At 72.0% G+C, this 19048-nt stretch carries 18 protein-coding genes; 7 read left to right on the top strand and 11 right to left on the bottom strand.

Annotated elements, in window-relative coordinates; all coding sequences use genetic code 11:
- Window positions 1-308: 308 nt before the first annotated feature.
- From CP980_RS19415 to CP980_RS19380, 8 genes are all read right to left on the bottom strand, one after another.
- Entirely contained in the window at window positions 309-1103 is a 795-nt protein-coding gene (locus CP980_RS19415; RefSeq protein WP_132757953.1) for a bestrophin-like domain, read from the bottom strand.
- A 72-nt stretch (window positions 1104-1175) separates the two neighbouring features.
- Window positions 1176-1469: a hypothetical protein gene (locus CP980_RS19410; RefSeq protein ID WP_099891476.1), complete on the bottom strand. Its 294-nt coding sequence runs from the start codon at window positions 1467-1469 to the stop codon at window positions 1176-1178.
- 135 nt (window positions 1470-1604) lie between these two features.
- Window positions 1605-3179, bottom strand: coding sequence for an APC family permease (locus CP980_RS19405; protein WP_132757557.1), 1575 nt, complete (start codon window positions 3177-3179; stop codon window positions 1605-1607).
- 254 nt (window positions 3180-3433) lie between these two features.
- Window positions 3434-4906, bottom strand: coding sequence for an aldehyde dehydrogenase family protein (locus CP980_RS19400; RefSeq protein ID WP_150528706.1), 1473 nt, complete (start codon window positions 4904-4906; stop codon window positions 3434-3436).
- A complete protein-coding gene (locus tag CP980_RS19395) occupies window positions 4903-6642 on the bottom strand; it encodes an N-acyl-D-amino-acid deacylase family protein (protein ID WP_150528705.1) in 1740 nt (579 codons plus the stop codon). The genes CP980_RS19400 and CP980_RS19395 overlap by 4 nt, the downstream gene beginning before the upstream one ends.
- Window positions 6643-6864: 222 nt before the next feature.
- Window positions 6865-7986 carry an LLM class flavin-dependent oxidoreductase gene (locus CP980_RS19390; protein ID WP_132757562.1) on the bottom strand — a complete coding sequence of 374 codons (1122 nt, stop codon included), beginning with the start codon at window positions 7984-7986 and terminating at the stop codon, window positions 6865-6867.
- A 117-nt stretch (window positions 7987-8103) separates the two neighbouring features.
- A complete protein-coding gene (locus CP980_RS19385; protein WP_150528704.1) occupies window positions 8104-8901 on the bottom strand; it encodes an SDR family NAD(P)-dependent oxidoreductase in 798 nt (265 codons plus the stop codon).
- Window positions 8902-8974: 73 nt separating this feature from the next.
- Window positions 8975-9922 carry an LLM class F420-dependent oxidoreductase gene (locus CP980_RS19380; RefSeq protein ID WP_189998974.1) on the bottom strand — a complete coding sequence of 316 codons (948 nt, stop codon included), beginning with the start codon at window positions 9920-9922 and terminating at the stop codon, window positions 8975-8977.
- Window positions 9923-10103: 181 nt separating this feature from the next.
- Between CP980_RS19380 and CP980_RS19375 the strand changes: the two genes are divergently transcribed.
- From CP980_RS19375 to CP980_RS19365, 3 genes are all read left to right on the top strand, one after another.
- Window positions 10104-10376, top strand: a complete 273-nt coding sequence (locus tag CP980_RS19375) for a hypothetical protein (RefSeq protein WP_132757566.1) — start codon at window positions 10104-10106, stop codon at window positions 10374-10376.
- On the top strand, window positions 10373-10765 hold the full coding sequence (locus tag CP980_RS19370) for a type II toxin-antitoxin system VapC family toxin (protein ID WP_132757568.1): 393 nt from the start codon (window positions 10373-10375) through the stop codon (window positions 10763-10765). Before CP980_RS19375 ends, CP980_RS19370 begins: the two co-directional genes overlap by 4 nt.
- Before the next feature lie 71 nt (window positions 10766-10836).
- Window positions 10837-11487: a transmembrane-type terpene cyclase gene (locus CP980_RS19365; RefSeq protein WP_167535854.1), complete on the top strand. Its 651-nt coding sequence runs from the start codon at window positions 10837-10839 to the stop codon at window positions 11485-11487.
- A gap of 3 nt (window positions 11488-11490) precedes the next feature.
- On the opposite strand, the gene CP980_RS19360 is transcribed toward CP980_RS19365, so the two are convergent.
- Genes CP980_RS19360 through CP980_RS19350 form a run of 3 tightly spaced genes read right to left on the bottom strand, consistent with a single transcriptional unit; the run spans window position 11491 to window position 14505 of the window.
- The gene (locus CP980_RS19360) at window positions 11491-12489 is read right to left on the bottom strand and encodes a L,D-transpeptidase family protein (RefSeq protein ID WP_150528703.1); all 999 of its coding nucleotides are present in this window, start codon (window positions 12487-12489) and stop codon (window positions 11491-11493) included.
- 25 nt (window positions 12490-12514) lie between these two features.
- Window positions 12515-13771: a sensor histidine kinase gene (locus CP980_RS19355; RefSeq protein WP_132757572.1), complete on the bottom strand. Its 1257-nt coding sequence runs from the start codon at window positions 13769-13771 to the stop codon at window positions 12515-12517.
- Window positions 13768-14505 (bottom strand): response regulator transcription factor, encoded by a 738-nt coding sequence (locus tag CP980_RS19350; RefSeq protein ID WP_165937301.1) that lies wholly within the window; start codon window positions 14503-14505, stop codon window positions 13768-13770. Before CP980_RS19350 ends, CP980_RS19355 begins: the two co-directional genes overlap by 4 nt.
- A 90-nt stretch (window positions 14506-14595) precedes the next feature.
- Here CP980_RS19350 and CP980_RS19345 point away from each other — a divergent pair, with 90 nt between their 5' ends.
- The 4 genes from CP980_RS19345 to CP980_RS19330 are packed head-to-tail and all read left to right on the top strand — an operon-like array spanning window position 14596 to window position 18156.
- A complete protein-coding gene (locus tag CP980_RS19345; RefSeq protein ID WP_150528702.1) occupies window positions 14596-15114 on the top strand; it encodes a hypothetical protein in 519 nt (172 codons plus the stop codon).
- Window positions 15111-16226, top strand: coding sequence for a peptidoglycan-binding protein (locus tag CP980_RS19340; protein WP_229907233.1), 1116 nt, complete (start codon window positions 15111-15113; stop codon window positions 16224-16226). The genes CP980_RS19345 and CP980_RS19340 overlap by 4 nt, the downstream gene beginning before the upstream one ends.
- The gene (locus CP980_RS19335; RefSeq protein WP_150528700.1) at window positions 16223-16957 is read left to right on the top strand and encodes an ABC transporter ATP-binding protein; all 735 of its coding nucleotides are present in this window, start codon (window positions 16223-16225) and stop codon (window positions 16955-16957) included. The genes CP980_RS19340 and CP980_RS19335 overlap by 4 nt, the downstream gene beginning before the upstream one ends.
- Window positions 16954-18156, top strand: a complete 1203-nt coding sequence (locus CP980_RS19330) for an ABC transporter permease (RefSeq protein ID WP_150528699.1) — start codon at window positions 16954-16956, stop codon at window positions 18154-18156. Before CP980_RS19335 ends, CP980_RS19330 begins: the two co-directional genes overlap by 4 nt.
- Window positions 18157-19048 lie beyond the last annotated feature (892 nt).

The following is a 19048-nucleotide window of genomic DNA, read 5'->3' as shown; positions in this document are numbered from 1 at the left end:
TGGCTGAACGGGAGGTCCGGATCGGCATCTCAAGGGGCCTTCATCCGTCGCTCAACCTCCCGGCCATTCCTTCGGGGGCTTCCCGGCAGTCTTATGGCATTCCGGGGCGGGGCGGTCGGTCAAGGGTGGCCGAAGGCCATCGCGAAGCGACGCGAACGAAGTGAGCGCCCTTGACGGACCGACCCGACACGGAAGGACAGTGGACTGACGGGACGCCCCCGGACCCTCCCCGACCCCGAGTCGGGGATCCCGCCCCCCGAAGCCCCCGCCCAGCCGCCCCGACCCCGCCCGACCGGCCCCGCCCTCCCCTACCCCGCCCGCCAGAACTGGGCCAGTGCCGCCTCCTTGTACGGGGCCGGGGTCACGCTCAGGTCGCCCGCGAAGGGGCGGTCCAGGGCCATCACCAGCAGCAGGCTGAAGCCGATCAGCCCCGCCACCGCCGACACGAACAGCAGCTGCATCTTCAGGCTGCGCAGGCCGAACAGGAACGTGAGCGGGAGGATCACGAGGGCGCCCCCGTACACCAGCACCTGGAGCAGCACCGGCAGGGACGTTTCCGCCATCGTGATGCGGGCCCGGCGCTGCGCCGCGACGTCGTTGAGGCGGCCCGCGGCCTCCTCGTAGAAGGTCTGGCTGCGCGCTCCGGCGGGCTCGTACGCCTGGAGCGCCTGGTACAGCTCGTGCGTCTGCTCGGAGGTCGCCTCGTAGCTGGGGCGGCCGTCGCGCATCATCGGCCACTGGACCTCGACGACGGCGTGCACGTAGTCGCCCACCGCCCGCTCCACGCGGGCGCGTTCGGCCGGCGGGAAGGCCTCGGCGCTGCGGACGACGAGGGCGAGGTCGGTGGCCTCGGTCGCGACGACGGTCTGGGTGTTCTCCAGCTGGGTCCAGAGCGTGACGACGACGAAGGCGAGGATGATGCCGTAGATCGCGCCGAACATGCCGAGGGCCACGCCGACCATTTCGTTGTGCTCGCCGCCCGCCAGGTGCGGGAAGCGGCGGCGGGCGGCGAGGCTGCCGCCGACGGCGAGGGCGACGAAGCCGCCGACGAGGAGGACGCCGAGGGTGAACGTGCTGAAGGTGTTGAGCAGCCACAGGATCATGGCCTGCTCAACGATCAACTCCCCCTGAGGGCCCGCCCGCAGACCCGCCGCCCGCGCTCGGACGGCCACGCGTCAGCGTACCGACGGGGCCTTCGGGAGTCCGTCGATGGCGTTGCCCGCGCCCGCGAGGGAGCTGTCGGTGGCGTGGGTGGCGGAGCCGGCGGCGGAGGTGGTCACCGCGAGGGCCGTCTTCGTGTCCTCGACGGCCTGGCCGGGGTGGTTGGCGATGTCGGTGATGCGCTTGGTGACGGGCTGTCCCTCGATGGTGGGGCCCTTGGTGTCGGCGTGGGCGGCGAGGGGACTCAGGGCGAGGGCGGCGCCGCTGGTGAGGACCAGGGCGGCGAGGCGGCGCTTCATGGGGTTCATGCCGTACCCAACGACCCGCCGCCACCCAGGGTCACCGCCCGGCCCTCCTGGGGGTGACGTCCGGTGTGGGGTCCGCGGCCCGGATCGGGGGGATCGGTCCGGGCCGCGGGGGGACTCCTCCAGTGTGCGGCGGGGTCAGTCCTCGACCACCAGGGCCGGGGTGGACTTTGTCAGGATCTCCCCGCGGAAGAAGGCGGGGCTGCGGCGCTGCGTGATCAGCATGATCACCAGGCCGAGGGCCAGCAGGCCGACGCCGATGACGAAGACGCTGCCGACGCCGAGGACGGTGGATCCCGAGCCGTACGACGGGTTCCACATGTCGATCAGCGTCTTGAGGAAGACGGCGGCGAGCAGCAGTCCGCCGAGGACCGGGAAGACGCCCTTGAAGAACAGGTCGCGGGCGGAGCGGCGCAGCTCGCCGCGGAAGTACCAGGCGCAGGCGAAGGCCGTCAGCGAGTAGTAGAAGCAGATCATCAGGCCGAGCGCGAAGATCGTGTCGGTCAGGACGTTCTCGCTGACGAGGGTCATCACGGTGTAGAACGCGCCGGTCGCGACGCCCGCCATGACGGTGGCGCGGCCCGGGGTCTTGAAGCGCGGGTGGACCTTGGCGTAGGAGGCCGGCAGGGCCTCGTACGTGGACATGGCCAGGACGGTACGGGCGACCGGGATGAAGGTGGTCTGGAGCGAGGCTGTCGCCGAGGCGAGGACGGCGACGAAGAGCAGGATGCCGAGCACCGGGCCCATGACGGGGCCGGCGAGGGCGGCGAAGACGTTGCCGGAGGTCTCCGGGTTGCCGAGGCCGAGGCCGGCGGTGCCGGAGCCGACGGCCATCTGGGCGGCGATGCCGGTGGCCAGGTACGAGCCGACCAGGACGACCATGGCGATGAGCGAGGCGCGGCCGGGGGTCTTGGCGGAGCCGGTGGTCTCCTCGTTGGTGGCCAGGCACGCGTCCCAGCCCCAGTACATGAAGATCGAGAGGGAGAGTCCGGCGGTGAAGGCGCCCATGGATTCGACCGCGAAGGGGTTCATCCACTGCCAGGAGAAGTCCAGGCCGGTGTCGAAGGTGCCGGCCGAGGCCTTCTGGAGGGCCATCGCGACGAAGAGGGCGAGGACCGCGAGCTGGAGCCCGACGAGGGTGTACTGGACGCCCTTGGTGGCGGTCATGCCGCGGTAGCTGATGGCGGTGGCGGCGGCGATCAGGGTGAGGCAGGTGGCGATGTGGACGAGCTTGTTGTCGTCCAGGGCGGCGATCGACGGATTGCCGGTGATCTCTCCGGCCAGCAGCCAGAAGTAGGACGTGGCCACGCCGGCCAGGTTGGAGAGCACGATGATCGTGGCGATCACCAGGCCCCAGCCGCACATCCAGCCGATCCGCGGGCCGAAGGCCTTCACGGTCCAGGTGAAGGAGGTGCCGCAGTCCGGTACGGCCTTGTTGAGCTCGCGGTACGCGAAGGCGACGAGGAGCATCGGCAGGAAGCCGGCCAGGAAGACCGCCGGCATCTGGACGCCGACCTCGCCGGCGGTGGAGCCGAGGGTCGAGGTCAGGCAGTAGACGGGGGCGACGGTGGAGATGCCGATGACGGCACTGCCCACCAGGCCCACGGAGCCCTTGCCGAGGCCCTTGCCGCGCACGTCGCCGTCGCCGCCCTCGCCGCCGGCGACGCCGTTCACCGTGTCTCCGACCCGAGGCCGAACGTCCAGCTGTGTCATGGGTCAGGACGTTAGAGGCTGCGTTTTCCATATCCGGAGGGATTGAGTCCGAACGGCTACCGGCGGGAACACCTTCGAATCCAGAGTTTGCGGCCGTTCATTAACCTGTAATGAAAGGTTCATGCGCGCGTCCGCCCCCTGCTCGACAGGGAGCGGACAGCCCGTTCCGGAATGCGGAAACCGCAGCAGTAACCCCTTTTGTACCGCTTTGAACTTTCCCGTGTGACCTGGGTCTCAGCCCGCCCCGACGCCTCTCACGTCGTCCAGACGATCGACTGCATCTCGCTGTAGGCGTGCAGCGCGTACGAGCCCACGTCCCGCCCGACGCCCGAGCGCTTGAAGCCGCCGAACGGGGCCTCCATGTTCCGGCCGATCGTGTTCACGCCGACCCCGCCGGCCCGCAGCCGCCGCGCCACCCGGAAGGCGCGCGCCGCGTCCCCGGACCACACGTAGCTCAGCAGCCCGAAATCGCTGTCGTTGGCGAGCCGGACCGCCTCCTCCTCGTCCCCGTCGAAGGGCACGACCACGACCACCGGCCCGAAGATCTCCTCCCGGACCACCCGCATGTCGTTCGTGCAGTCCACCAGCAGCGTCGGCGCCACGTAGAAGCCGCGGCCGTCCCCGACCACCGGCCGCTCGCCGCCGTACGCGAGGCGCGCGCCCTCCTTGCGGCCGAGCTCCACGTACGACTCCACCCGGTCCCGGTGCGCCGCCGAGATCACCGGGCCCACCACCGTGCCCGCCGCCGCCGGGTCGCCGACCTTCATGAAGGCCAGGTAGCCGGTCAGCTTCTCCACCAGCCGCTCGTACACCGACCGGTGCACGATCACCCGGGTCGGGGCGGTGCAGATCTGGCCCGAGTAGAAGGAGAAGGTGGTGCCGATCCCCATGACCGCCGCGTCCAGGTCGGCGTCCTCGAAGACGATCGCCGCGCCCTTGCCGCCGAGCTCCATCAGCTGCCGCTTCATCGAGCGGCCGCAGACCTCCGCGATGCGCTGCCCGACGCCCGTCGAGCCGGTGAACGACACCATGTCCACGTACGGGGAGTCCACGGCCGCCTCGCCGACCTCGACCGAGGCGCCGCACACCACGTTCACCACGCCCGCCGGGGCGCCGGCCTCGTGCAGGGCCTCGGCCATCTTGAACACCGACAGCGGGTCCTGCGGGGCCGGCTTCACCACCACCGTGTTGCCCATGGCCAGCGCCGGGGCCACCTTGCCCGCCGGATTGGCCCACGGGTTGTTGTACGAGGTGATGCAGGTGACCACGCCGACCGGCTGGCGCACCTCCAGCGCCCCCAGGATGCTCGCCCTCCCCATAGGCCCGGCCTCGGTGACCTGCGGCGGCAGCCCGCGCTCCACCGGTTCGAGGGCGCCCTTCGCGTACCGCCGGAAGCGCGCGACCCCGACCCCGACCTGCATCCCGCGCGCGATCCCGGTCGGCGCGCCCGTCTCGGCGCGGGCGAGGGCCGACCAGGGCTCGTACTCGCGCTGCATGATGTCCGCGGCCCGGTCCAGGATCGCCGCCCGCTCCTCGGGCGCCGTACGGGACCAGCTCCCGAAGGCCTCCGCGGCCGCGCGCGCCGCCTCCTCGACCTGGGCCCGCGAGGCCTCGGGGGCGAGCCCGACCACCGACTCGTCGGCCGGATTGACCACCTCGTAGTGGCCGGCGGCGGGCTCGACCCACTCCCCGCCGATGTACAGCTTCTGCTCCGCCGGCTCGCTCAACGCGTGCTCACCGTCCTCGTGTCGCGGCCCGAGCGGAGCACGATCCCGGGGATCGCCCCCGTGACCTGGTCATCGCGGATGGTCTCCACCCCGTTGACCCGTACGGACACGATCCCGATCGCGCGGGCGTCCAGCCGCGGGCTGTCCCCGGGCAGGTCGTGGACGAGGGTCGCGGGCCCGGCCTCGATGCGCTCCGGGTCGAACAGGACCAGGTCCGCGTGGAACCCCTCGGCGATCCGGCCGCGCTCGCGCAGCCCGAACAGCTGCGCCGGGTCGTCGGTGAGCATCTTCACCGCCTGCTCCAGCGGCACCAGCTTGCGCCCGCGCAGGCAGTCCCCGAGGAAGCGGGTCGTGTACGGGGCCCCGCACATGCGGTCCAGGTGCGCGCCTGCGTCGGAGCCGCCCAGCATGACGTCCTCGTGCTGCCAGGTCTCGGCGCGCAGGGCCCAGCTCGCCGGGTCGTTGTCGGTGGGCATCGGCCAGAGCACGGTGCGCAGGTCGTCGTTGGCGCAGATCTCGACCAGGCACTGGAAGGGGTCCTGGCCGCGTTCTGCGGCGATGTCGTTCACGACGCGGCCCGACAGGCCCTCGTTCTCCTTGCTGTACGTGTCGCCGATGACGTAGCGGCCGAAGTTGGCCAGGCGCCGGAAGACCCCGGCCTCCTTGCTGTCGGCGCGGCGCAGCATCTCTTCCCGCACGCCGGCGTCGCGCAGCTTCGCGATCCGTTCGGGCACGGGCAGGCCGAGGATCTCGCCCCAGCCCGGGATCAGGTTCAGGGCGCAGAAGGTGCCGAGCGACATGTTCATGGGGGTGAGGATCGGCATGGTCAGCGCGACGATGCGGCCGCCCGCCTTGCGGGCGCGCTCGCTCGGTACGAGCTGGCGCGGGACCCGTTCGGGGACGGCGGCGTCGATGGTGAGGACGTTCCAGTTCAGGGGGCGGCCGGCTGCGGCGCTCATGTCGACGAAGAGGTCGATCTCCTCGTCGGCGAACTGGTCGAGGCAGCCCGCGACGATCGCTTCGAGCTGGGTGCCCTCGTGCTCGGCGACGGCCTTCGACAGCGCGAGCAGCTCGGCGGGCTCGGCGTGACGGGAGGCGACGGGGGCGCCGTCCCCGTCGGAGTGGGTGGCGGACTGGGTGGTGGACAGGCCCCAGGCACCGGCGTCCATGGCGTCGTGGAAGAGGTCGAGCATCTGCTGCATCTGCTCGGGGGTGGGCTGTCCGCCGACGGCGTCCGCGCCCATGACGTGGCGGCGCAGCGCGCAGTGGCCGACCATGAAGCCGGCGTTGACGGCGATCCGGCCCTCCAGGGCGTCGAGGTACTCGCCGAAGGTGGACCAGGTCCAGTCGACGCCCTCCTCCAGGGCCTTGAGGGCCATGCCCTCGACCTTGCTCATCATGCGCCGGGTGTAGTCGGCGTCCTCGGGGCGGTCGGGGTGCAGCGGGGCGAGGGTGAACCCGCAGTTGCCGCCGGCGACGGTGGTGACGCCGTGGTTCATGGAGGGGGTCGCGTACGGGTCCCAGAAGAGCTGGGCGTCGTAGTGCGTGTGGGGGTCGACGAATCCGGGGCACAGGACGAGCCCGGTGGCGTCCTCGGTGGTCCGGGCCTCCTCCGTGACCGTGCCGGGCTCGCCGATGACGGCGATCCGCCCGTCGCGCAGGCCGACGTCCGCCACGCGGGCGGGGGCGCCGGTGCCGTCGACGACGGTGGCTCCCTTGATCAGGTGGTCGAGCATGACGTCCCCTCTGCCGGTGTTCCTGTTGCTGGCCGTCGCCCGGGGCCGCGCCGCGCCCCGCGGGCGCTTCCCCCCGGACGTTTCGCCCCGGACGCTTCGCCCGGACGCCCGCGCGCCCCGGCCGGGGGCCGCCGGGCCGGCCGCGGCCTCGGCATGACCTCCGGCCGGGGCCGGTGCGGGGCGGCGGTCCGGGAAGACGCCGCCCCCGTACTGCCCGCCCGGTCAGACGGCCTGGCGGAAGCGCGTGGTGCGGTGGACCGGGTCGGTGTCGATCTTCGGGATCACGTGCTCGCCGATCAGCTTGACGGTGTTCATCGTGTCCTCGTACGAGACGCCGGTCGGCAGGCCGAACGACAGCTGGTCCGCCCCCGCCTGCTCCCAGCGCTTGCACTGCGCGAGCACCTCGGAGGGGTCCCCGCAGATCAGCAGCTCCTCGGCGATCAGCAGCTCGATGATCTCCGCGTTGTACTCGGGCAGCGTCTCGGGCCACTGCGGGATCGCCTCGGGCCGCGGGAAGGTGTCGTGGTAGCGGAAGACCAGCGACTGGAAGCGGTTCATGTTCGCGTTGACCGCGATCTCCACCGCCTTGTCGTGCGTCTCGGCGCAGATCGCGGTGGAGGTGACCATCACGTTGTCGTTGACGAACGCGCCGATGGCCTCGGCCTCCTGGACGGCCGTCTTGTACTGCTCCAGCACCCACTCCATGTCGGAGACCTTCTGGACGCTGAAGCCGAGGACGCCGAGGCCCTTCTTCGCGGCCATCGCGTACGAGGAGGGGGAGCCGGCCGCGTACCACATGGCCGGGTGGGCCTTGCCGTACGGCTTGGGGAAGATCTTCCGCGGGGGCAGCGACCAGTGCTTGCCCTGGAACCCCTCGTACTCCTCCTGGAGGAACATCTTGGGGAACTCGGCGATGGTCTCCTCCCAGATCTCCTTGGTGGCGTTCATGTCCGTGATGCCGGGCAGGAAGCCGAGGATCTCGTGGCTGCCCGCGCCGCGTCCGGTGCCGAACTCGAAGCGGCCCTTGGAGAGGTGGTCGAGCATGGCGACCTTCTCGGCCACCTTGACGGGGTGGTTGACCTGGGCGAGCGGGTTGAAGATGCCGGAGCCGAGGTGGATGCGCTCGGTGGCGTGGGCGAGGTAGGCGAGGAAGACCTCGTTCGCCGAGAGGTGCGAGTACTCCTCCAGGAAGTGGTGCTCGGAGGCCCAGGCGTACTTGAAGCCGGACTTGTCGGCCTGGATGACGTACTCGGTCTCCTCGATCAGCGCCTTGTGCTCTGCCTCGGGGTCGACCTTGGACCGCGCCTCAGGCACGTATCCCTGCACGAAGAGTCCGAATTCCAAGGGGGTTCACCGTCCTTTGATTTCTGACGTGTCGTCAGATTTGATGAGTCGACTGTTCCATCGGGAGAGCGGGAGCGTCAATACCTGACACTTCATCAGATGCGGCCGGGGCGCAGGTCACATGATGCTGACGCCGGCCATCCAGCCCCCGTCGATGACGAACGGCTGGCCGGTGATGTACGAGGAGTCCTCGCTGCTCAGGAACAGGGCCAGCTTGGCGATCTCGTCGGGGCGGCCCACCCGGCCCATCGGCACGACCCGCCCGTAGAGCTCCGCCATGGCGTCCCGGGCCTCGTCGCTCATGTTGGCCGGGTCCAGCAGGCCGGGGTTGGCCATCGGGGTGTCCACCGCGCCCGGGCACATCGCGTTGACCCGGATGCCCTTGGCGGCCAGCTCCAGGGCGGCCACCCGGGTCAGGCCGACGATCGCCGCCTTGGTCGCCGCGTACGCGCCCACGTAGGCCATGCCCGTCAGGCCCGTGTACGAGGAGGTGTTGACGATCGTGCCGCCGCCGGCCGCCTCGATCTCGGGGGCGAAGGCCTTGATGCCGAGGAAGGTGCCGACCTGATTGACCCGGACCAGCTGCTCGAACTCCTCCAGAGGGGTCGAGACCAGCTCGTTGAAGCGCAGGATGCCGGCGTTGTTGACCAGGCCGCTGACCGGCCCGAAGGCCTCCTTGGCGGTGTCGACGGCGGCGGCCCAGTCCTCCTCCCGGCTCACGTCGAGCCGTACGTACCGGGCGCGGTCCTCGCCCGCCTCCCCGGATATCTCCTTGGCGACGGCGGCGCCCTGCTCGTCCAGCACGTCGCACAGGAGCACCTTGGCCCCCTCCGCGGCGAAGAGCCGGGCCTCCTGCTCGCCCTGGCCGCGCGCCGCGCCCGTGATGACGACGACGCGCCCGTCCAGCTTGCCCATGCCCGTACTCCAGTCGTTGAGTCGATCGGTCGTCGAGGTGTTCAGTCGCCGAGGTGTTCAGTCGCCGAGGTGTTCAGTCGTTGAGGAGGGGGCCGACCTCGGCCCCGAACGCGGTGATCTGGTCGGTCAGTTCGGCCCGGTCGCGACTGCGGAAGCGGACCTGGATCTGGTCCACGCCGAGGGCCTTGTACGCGCGCAGCGACTCGGCGAGCGCCTCCGCCTTGCCGGTGAGGGTGCGCCGGCCGGTGTCCCAGCCGGGCTCTCCGACGTACAGCGCCTCGGTGATCGCGCCGAACTCGATGGGACCCTCGACCCCGGCCGCCGCGCGGAGCTCCTTGATCCGGGCGATCCGCGCGGGCAGCTCGTCGCGCGGGTCGCCCTGCGGGAGCCAGCCGTCGCCGCGCACGGCGGCCCGCCGGACGGCGGCGGGCGAGGAGCCGCCCACCCAGACGGGGATGCGGGCCTGGGCGGGGCGGGGCAGCTGGCCGAGGTCCTTGAAGGAGAACAGCTCGCCCTCGAAGCGCGGGTACTCCTCGGGCCCGAGGGCGGCGCGCAGCGCGTCCAGGGTCTCGTCGAGCACGGCCCCGCGACGGGCGAAGTCGACGCCGAGGACCTCGAACTCCTCCTGCACGTGGCCCGCGCCGACGCCGAGGATGAGCCGGCCGCCGGAGAGGTGGTCGAGGGTGGCGTACTGCTTGGCGCTGAGGAGGGGGTGGCGCAGGCCGAGGATCGCGACGTGGCTGAGCAGCCGTACGCGCTCGGTGATTCCGGCGAGGAAGGAGAGGGTGGCCACCGGGTCGTACCAGACGGTGCTCATGGGGCCGGCGAGGCGGCGCGGGATGGCGACGTGGTCACAGGTGGCGAGGTACCCGAAGCCCGCCCGGTCGGCGGCCCGCGCCACCTCGGCGAGGTCGGCGGCGCTCGCCGAGGCCTCCCAGGGTTCGGCGTAGATGGTGCTCTGCGACTGGATCGGGAGCTGCATCCCGTAGACCAGCCGGCCTTCCGCAAACACGCGCGCCATGCCGCCTCCGCTTCGTCGACCACGTCCGCCGCGGCCCCGGCACGGGGACCCGCCGGCGCCGGGGGCCATCGTCGTAGCTGACGGTCCGTCAGGCAAGGGGTGGGCGGGAAGCGGGGAGCGGGCGATCGAACCCGAAGAGGAAGCACGAGCCGAATAACATTCACTTTGTTACGATGACGCCATGGTCGACACTCCCCCGCCCGGCGAAGGCCCGACGCGCCCCGTGTCCGTCTCCCTCCACGAGGGCACCATCGCGGCACTCAAGGCACGCACCGGCAAGCGCGGCATGTCCGCGTTCATCGAAGGGCTCATTCAGCGGCAGCTGGAACGCGACCGGCTCCGCGAGCTGATCGAGGACTCCGAGTCGGTGAACGGGCCCGCCGACCCGGCGGCCGTCGAGGCGAAGCGGGCGATCCTGCGCGGCGAGACGGCAGCCTCGTCAGACGCCGCGTGAGCGGGACGCTGATCCTCGACTGCGAGGGCCTCTCCCGTCTCGTACGCCAAGACCAAGGTCTCCTCGAATGGCTGACCGCCTGCGAATGCGAGGACATCCGGGTGTCGATCAGCTCGGTCACCCTCGTCGAGGCGCGTGATCCCCGGGTGAAGCAGTCCCGGTTCGACTACGCCGTCTCCCGGGTCAACATGATCCCACCGAGTGAGGCGATCGCCCGGCATGCGAGCAAGCTGCTCGCCGCTGCCGGGCTGCACGGGCACAAGTACGCGCTGGATGCCATCGTGGCGGCCACCGCCCTGGAGCAGCCGGGTCCCGTCACCCTGCTGACCTCGGATCCCGAAGACCTGTCCGCGCTCTGCGGAAGCCGGGTCCGGGTCGTCAGGATCTGACGTCGGGGTCAAGCAAGTCAGGAGGGCCGAGGGGGGTGTCGTCCGTACGGGCGCCCGCTAGGGTGCCGGGCGTGGATCTGTTTCTGACGCTGGTCAGCGGAGTGGCGTGGACCGTCGTGTACGTCGAGGCGATCCGGGTCGGGCTGCGGGACCGGACGTACGCGATGCCGGTGGCCGCGCTCGCGCTGAACTTCGCGTGGGAGGCGACCTACGCCGTGGGCGAGGTCCGCTCCGGGGTGTCCGCCCAGGGCGTGGTCAACGTGGTGTGGGCCCTCGCCGACGTCGTCATCATCTGGACCTACCTGCGCTTCGGGCGCGCCGAGCTGCCCGAGTTCGTGACGCGGCCCCTCTTCGCGGCGTGGAGCGTGCTCGTGTTCGGCAGCGGCTTCGCCGTGCAGTGGCTCTTCCTCGCACACTTCGGGACGCACGACGCGACCCGGTACGCGGCGTTCCTGCAGAACCTGCTGATGTCGGGGCTGTTCATCGCCCTGTACGCCGACCGGCGCGGGCCGCGCGGGCAGTCCCTCGTCATCGCCGTCGCCAAGTGGCTCGGGACGCTCGCCCCGACCCTGCTCTTCGGGGTGATCGAGGACTCGCCGTTCATCCTCGGGCTCGGGGTGCTGTGCAGCGTCTTCGACCTGGCGTACATCGGGCTGCTGCTGCGGGAGCGGCGGGTGGCCGCCGCTCCCGTCCTGCTGCCGGCCGCCGACCGGGCGGCCTGACCGTCAGAAGCCCGCCGGGCCCATCACGACGACCGGCTTCGCCGCCGGGTCCAGGGTGGTCAGGAGCTTCTTCATGGCCTCCTTCGAGATGCCGATGCAGCCCTGCGAGGGGCCGTTGTGGTCGACGTGGAGCCAGATGCCGCCGCCCTTGTCCTCACCCTCCGGCTTGACCAGGTCCAGCGGGGAGTGCCCCTTGCGGCGGTTGTAGTCGATCGCGATGACGTACTCGAAGGCCCCCGCGAGGGACTCCCCGTTCACGCCCCGGCCGGTGGGGACGAAGAGCCGGTTCTGGTCGTACGGGAACTTCGTGCCCGGCGGCTTCGGCAGCAGACCTCCGGCGTCGGACAGGGTGAACACGCCGACGGGGGTGGTGAGGTCCCCGTCCTCGCGCACACCCGAGTTCCAGCCGCTGGCGCCGTTGTGCGCGGGCCAGCTCTCGGAGGCGCGGACCCAGTCGGCGCCGGCCGCCGGCCGGCTGTAGAGGGTCGCCGTGGACTCCGCGGAGTCCCTCGTCCGGCCGGAGACGAGGAGGAGCTGGCGGGCATCGGCCGGGATCAGGGCCCGGGTGTCCTCGCTGAGCTCGGGCAGGCCGTCGTCGGGATCGGCGGTGGCGGGGGCGCCGGGCGCCCCTGGGGCTCCGGGTGCTCCGGGTGCTCCGGGTGCTCCCGAGGTCGCGGGGGCGGCCGGCGCGCCTGGTGCGCCCGGCGCCCCGCGGGCGCCTCGGGTGGCGTGGCCGGCCGCGCCGGCGGGGGCCGAGTCGGAGGTGGCGGCATCGGCGGTGCCGCCCGGGGAGGGCTTACGGGGCGCGTCCCCCGGGCGGTCCCCGGACCGGGCCTGGGCGGTGACGCCGGGGTCGTCGTACTGGACCGTGTACACCCACCCGGCACCGAAGGCCAGCAGGCCAACGGCGGCGGCGAGCGCCACGCGCCGCGGCGAACGGAGGCCGCGGAGCGTACGGAACGAGAGGGGACTGCGGGAGCCGGCGCGGGGATGCTTGCTCATGTGACCGACGTTACACATCCGATCATCAGGATTGCTGAGGCGACGCCGCCCGGTGCGGCGCAGGTGTGCCCGGAAAGCGCACTCGGACCGTCAGACCGCCGCCCGGCCCCCGATTGGCCCGCACCACGAGCCTCGCCCCGTGCGCCCGCGCGATCGAGGCGACGATCGAGAGCCCCAGCCCGGCGCCCTCCCCCGCCGTGTGCTGCCGTTCGGCGCGCCGCCGGAACGGCTCCAGCAGCCGCGGTACGTCGGCGGGGTCGATCACCGGCCCGGTGTTGGACACCGTCAGCACCCCGTCGGCGGAGGTCTTCACACTGATCCGGCCGTCCGGCCGGTTGTGCCGTACGGCGTTGGCCAGCAGGTTCCGCACCAGATGGCCCAGCAGGGCCCGGTCGCCGACCACGCTCAGCGGCTCAAGGCTCCGTACGACGGCCGGGCCGCCCCCCGCGACTCCCCCGCCGGCCGGGTCCACCTCCGCCAGCTCCGCCTCGGTGAGGGCGGCGAGGTCCACCGGGGCAGTGGACTCCAGGCCCTCCTCCGACACCGCGAGCAGCAGCAGCGATTCGACGAGGTGCTCGCTGGAGTCGGCGACGCCGATCAGCTTGGACCGGATCCGGGCCACCTTCTCCGGCGGCGGGTCCCCGGCCAGACCGATCTCGGCGGCCGCCCGCTGCACGGCCAGCGGGGTGCGCAGCTCGTGGGCGGCGTTGGCGGCGAACCGGCGCTGCGCGCCGACCAGGCTCTCCATCCGGTCGAGCATCCCGTCGAAGGTGTCGGCCAGCCGCTTGAGTTCACCGGGCGGGGCCTTGAGGCCGATCCGCTCGTGCAGGTTCTCCCCCGAAAGGCGGCGGGCCGTCTCGGTGATGACACCGACCGGTCGCAGTACGCGGCCCGCCATCCACCAGGCCAGCCAGATCGACGGTACGGCGAACACGGCGAGGGCGATGAGCGAGACGACCAGCAGTTCGTGGAGGGTGGCGCTCTCGACGGCGGTGGAGAGGTTGCGGGTGGCGGCCCAGGTCTGGAGCTGCTCCCGGGTGGGCGTGGCGGCGCCGGGCGGGAGCCGCTGGGCGGGGACCGCCTTGAGCGGTTGGCCCTCGACGGCGGCGCGCTCGAAGGCGGTACCGGGGACGGCGGTGGTGACGGCTCCGCTGATGCGGGTGTAGAGGCCGCCCCGCAGCAGGACGTTGATCAGGGCGATCAGGCCGCCGCCGGCGAGGACGAGCAGGGAGCCGTAGAGCGCGGTGAGACGGGCGCGCTCGGAATGGAGCACTGCTCTCATCGCGGATCGGCGCTCGCGTCGGGGTTCGCATCGGGGTTCGCGCCGGAGTTCGCATCGGGGTTCGTTTCGGCGCCCGGGCCCGCGATCCGGTAGCCGGCCCCCGGCACCGTCTCGATCAGCTGCGGCTCCCCCAGCTTCGCGCGCAGCTTGCTGAGGGTCACCCGTACCGCATTGGTGCTGTACGAGGTGTCCTCCTCCCACACCTGCTCGATCAGGTCGTCGTTGCCGAGCACCGCCCCCTGCGCCCGCAGCAGCGCCTCCAGCACCGCGAACTCCTTGCGCGACAGCGCCAGCCGGTGCCCGTCGCGGCTCGCGCTGCGCCGCGCGGTGTCCACGCTGATCCCGCACCGCTCCAGCACGGGCGGCAGGGCCGGCCGGGTGCGCCGGCCCAGCGCCAGGACGCGGGCGAGGAGCTCGTCGTACGCGAAGGGCTTGGTGAGGTAGTCGTCGGCGCCGAGGCCGAGCCCCTCGACCCGGTCCCGTACGGTCCCGGAGGCGGTCAGCATCAGGACGCGGGTCAGCAGCCGCTCGCGCACCACCTGGCGGCAGACCTCGTCCCCGTGCAGGCCGGGCAGATCGCGGTCGAGGACGAGGACGTCGTACTCGCCCAGGCGCAGGCGCCGCAGGGCCTCCAGGCCGTCGCCCGCCTCGTCGACGGCCAGCGCGTCGCGGCGCAGCCCGTCGGCGATCATCTCCCGGAGGAATTCCTCGTCCTCCACCACCAGAACTCGCATGCCGCCCTCTTTACCGGAATCCCGTATTTCCTCGTCATAAGCAAGATCGGAGAGAGAAGCGAAACCCGCTCCGGGTGCAGGGTCTGGCGCATGAATCGATCCCTGACCATGACCACGGCCGCGGCGCTCACCGGCCTGACCCTCTTCGTCACCGCCTGCACGGGCGGCGCCGGCTCGGACGGCAAGGACGGCAAGGACGGGAAGAAGGACGGCACGTCGTCGAACGCGTCGAGCGGCGGCAACGGGAAGGCGAGCGGCGCCGACGCCGACAAGGCGCTCAAGACGCGCAAGTGCCTGCGCGAGCACGGCTTGGACGCCCCCGACCCGGAGCCCGGCCAGGACCCGCGCGGTATGACGCTCGGCTCGGGCAGCGAGGACCCGGAGGCGGTGAAGAAGGCCTTCGACGCGTGCGGGCTCCAGGCCCCGGGGAGCGGCCAGGTCTCGCAGGAGGACAAGGACAAGGCCCTGAAGTGGGCCAAGTGCATGCGGGACAACGGCGTGAACATCCCCGACCCCGAGTTCAACGGCAGCGCGATGAGCGCCACCAAGATCCCCGAGGGGCAGGAGCAGGCCTTCCAGGACGCCCAGAAGAAGTGCGAAGCCGCGTGAGGCGGCGCGCCAAATGGCTGCTGGGCTCGCTGGCCGCCGTACTCGCCGTCTCGGGCGGCGGGTACGCGGTGACGGCCGCCCAGCCGCGGGCGGACTCCGACGGTTCGAAGGACCGGCGCGCGGACGGGCTGCCGCAGGCGACGGCCCCGGTCTCCCGCGGCGACCTCAGCTCCGGCCTCACGGTCGAGGGCACGCTCGGCTACGCGCAGGAGCGCAAGCTGGCCGCGGGCGGCCCCGGGGTGCTGACCTGGGCCGCGGGCGCGGGCACGGCGATCGAGCGGGACGGGAGGCTGTACGAGGTCAACGGCAGGCCGGTACGGCTCATGTACGGCAGCACGCCCGTGTACCGGCAGATGAAGACCGGGGACAAGGGCGAGGACGTCAAGCAGCTCAAGCGGAACCTCCAGGCCCTCGGGTACGGAACCGGGCTCGACCCGGAGGACGGCACCTTCACGGCGGGTACGGCCACGGCGGTCAAGCGCTGGCAGAAGGCGCACAAGGCGGCGGAGACGGGCGAGGTCGGCAAGGAGGACATCGCCTTCGCGACCGGGCCCCAGCGCGTGCAGAAGAACGACACGGCGGTCGGCGACGAGCCGGCGCCGGGCAAGCCCGTGATGACCCTGACCGGAACCGAGCGGATGGTCCGCTTCCAGCTGGACGTGGCCAAGGCGGGCGCGGCGAAGACGGGCGACAAGGTGACCGTGAACCTGCCGGGCGGCGGAACGGCGACCGGGAAGATCGACTCGGTGGGCAGTACGGCGAACCCGGACGACCCGGGCGGCGGCTCCGGCGGTGGGGGCGGGGGCGGTGGCGGCGGTGGCGGGAAGCCGAAGGTCGAGGTGAACGTGTCCCTGGACAACGCCTCCGAGATCAAGGGCCCCGACCAGTCCCCGGTATCGGTCCGGCTCACCGGCGAGACCCGCAAGGGCGTCCTCTCGGTACCGGTCAACGCGCTCCTCGCGCTGTCCGGCGGGGGCTTCGGCGTACAGGTCGTGGAGAACGGCGCGGTCCGCGAAGTGCCCGTCGAACTCGGCATGTTCGGCCAGGGCCGCGTCGAGGTCAAGGGGGACGCCCTCAAGGAGGGCATGCAGGTAGGGATCCCCAAGCCATGACGACGGCCACCGTGAGTACGGCAGAACACCGGCACGCGCGCGCCGTCGTGGAGCTGGCGGGCGTCACCAAGGAGTACCCCGGCGGGGTCAAGGCGCTGCGCGGGGTGGACCTCACCGTCCTGACCGGCGAACTCCTCGCCATCGTCGGCCCGTCCGGCTCCGGCAAGTCCACCCTGCTGCACATCGTCGGCACCCTGGACCGCCCGAGCGCCGGCGCGGTCGCCATCGCCGGGCACGACATCGCGACCCTGTCCGACCGCGCGCTGTCGGCGCTGCGCTCGCGCCATGTCGGGTTCGTCTTCCAGTCGTTCCACCTCGTACCGGGCATCAGCGCGCGGGCGAACGTCGCCGAGGGGCTGCTGTACTCGGGCCTGTCCCGGGCCGAGCGCGGCCGCCGGGCGGCGCGGGCCCTGGAGCGGGTGGGCCTCGGGGACCGGATGGAGCACCGGCCGCACGAACTGTCCGGCGGGCAGAAGCAGCGTGTGGCGATCGCCCGGGCGGTGGCCGGGGAACCGGACCTGCTGCTCGCCGACGAGCCGACGGGCGCCCTGGACTCCGCGTCGGGGCAGTCGGTGATGGAGCTGCTGCACGAGCTGAACGCGGACGGGGCCACCATCGCCGTGATTACCCACGACCACGAGATCGCGGCCAGCCTGCCGCGGCAGGTGCGGATCCGGGACGGGGAGATCGTCGCGGACGTGTGGAACACGGCGGGGGTGAGCGCGCCATGAGGGCCTCGCGAAGGCTGACCCCGGCCCGGCTGGGTCCGCGCGACGTCCTGCACGTCGGCTCGGCGGGGCTGCGCTCGCGCCCGATGCGGGTGTTCCTGTCCGCGCTCGGCATCGCGATCGGCATCGCGACGATGATCGCGGTGGTCGGGGTGTCCTCGTCCAGCCAGGCCAAGCTGCTGCGGGAGCTCGACAAGCTGGGTACGAACATGCTGGTGGTGACGCCGGGCCAGTCGATGTTCTCGGGGCAGGACACCAAGCTGCCGAAGGAGGCCCCGGGCATGGTCTCGCGGATGGAAGGGGTCGAGTCGGTGGGTACGACGGGCGATGTCGCCCAGTCCGTACGGCGCTCGGAGAACATCCCCAAAGAGGAGACGGGCGGCATCGGCCTGAAGGCGGCGAAGGACGACCTGCTGGAGACGCTGCGCGCGCGGATGCAGAAGGGGACCTGGCTGAACGGGGCCACCGGGCGCTACCCGTCGGTGGTGCTCGGCAACGTCTCGGCGGAGCGGCTGGGCATCACGGAGCCGGGGCAGCAGGTGTTCATCGGCGGCCGGTACTTCACGGTCATCGGCATCCTGGACCCGATCCCGCTGGCCCCGGAGATCGAGCGCTCGGCACTCGTCGGCTGGGAGGCTGCGGAGCAGCTGCTGGGTTTCGACGGCCACCCGACGGCGATCTACGAGCGCTCGGCGGACGACCGCGTCGCGGAGGTGCGGGGCCTGATCGCCCCGACGGCCCATCCGCAGGCCCCGAGCACGGTGTCGGTGTCGGACCCGTCGGCGGCGCTCCAGGCGAAGGCGGCCACGGAAGGCGCCTTCAGCACCCTCCTCCTCGGCTTGGGCGGGATCGCCCTGCTGGTGGGCGGGGTCGGGGTGGCGAACACCATGATCATCTCGGTCCTGGAGCGCCGCCACGAGATCGGCCTGCGCCGTTCGCTGGGCGCGACCAAGGGCCAGGTCCGCATCCAGTTCGTGACGGAGTCCCTGCTCCTGTCGGGCCTCGGCGGCCTGGCGGGCATCGCGCTCGGAGCGGCGGCCACGGCGGCGTACGCCCACGCGGGGGACCTCCCCTGGGTGGTCCCCCTCTGGGCGGTGACGGGCGGCTTCGCCTCGACCCTCGCGATAGGCACCCTGGCCGGCCTCTACCCGGCGGTCAGAGCGGCCCGCCTCTCCCCGACCCTGGCACTCCAGGCGGGGTAGGGGGGCGGGGGGGGTGGACGGGCGGGCGGGGGCTTCGGGGGGCGGGGGGCCCGGGGGCGGGGTCGGAGCGGCCGGCGGGAGCTTCGGGGGCGGGATCCCCGACTCGGGATCAGGGAGGGTCCGGGGGCGTCCCGTCAGTCCACTGTCCTTCCGTGTCGGGTCGGTCCGTCAAGGGCGCTCACTTCGTTCGCGTCGCTTCGCGATGGCCTTCGGCCACCCTTGACCGACCGCCCCGCCCCGGAATGCCATAAGACTGCCGGGAAGCCCCCGAAGGAATGGCCGGGAGGTTAAGCGACGGATTAAGGCCCCCTGAGATGCCGACCAGCACCTCCCGTTCAGCCACCCCCCATTTCCCCGCACCACCAGCCCCGGCCAAGACGGAGGGCGCGGTCGATCGCTACGCGCTTCTCACGTCTCAGCGACTGACGACCGCCTGTGGCCGGACATAAGCCGCCCAGACGGAGTCCACGGACGACCATGCCGGCGTCTGCGGCCCGTTCCTGGCTGAAGAGCGGGCCGGCCTTGGGTGCAGAAGGAGACCAGGGGGATGGCCAAGAGGTCGAACGGGACGGATACGGGGTCGACCGGACGGTCAAGAGGCCCAGCGGGACGGACGAGGCGCTCAGCGGGGCGGGCATGAGGCTGAACGGGACGGATGAGGGCTCGGCGGGGCAGGCGAGCGGCCTGGCGGGGGCGGAATGAGGCCCATGGGGACGGACAAGCGGCCTGGCAGGGGCGGAATGAGGCCCATGGGGGCGGAATGGGGCGGTGAGGGGGGCGAGGTGGAGCCTGATGCCGGACTTTCCAACCTCTCAGTCAGGCAAGGCCTCTTGCAGGCCTCGACCGGCCACCAAAAGGGACAAACAACCCGCTGTCGCAGGCCGGGAAGCAT

Source organism: Streptomyces vinaceus, from assembly GCF_008704935.1.
GTDB lineage: Bacteria > Actinomycetota > Actinomycetes > Streptomycetales > Streptomycetaceae > Streptomyces > Streptomyces vinaceus.
The sequence above is the reverse complement of the archived record's forward strand: the minus strand, read 5'-3'. Positions and strand labels throughout refer to the sequence as shown.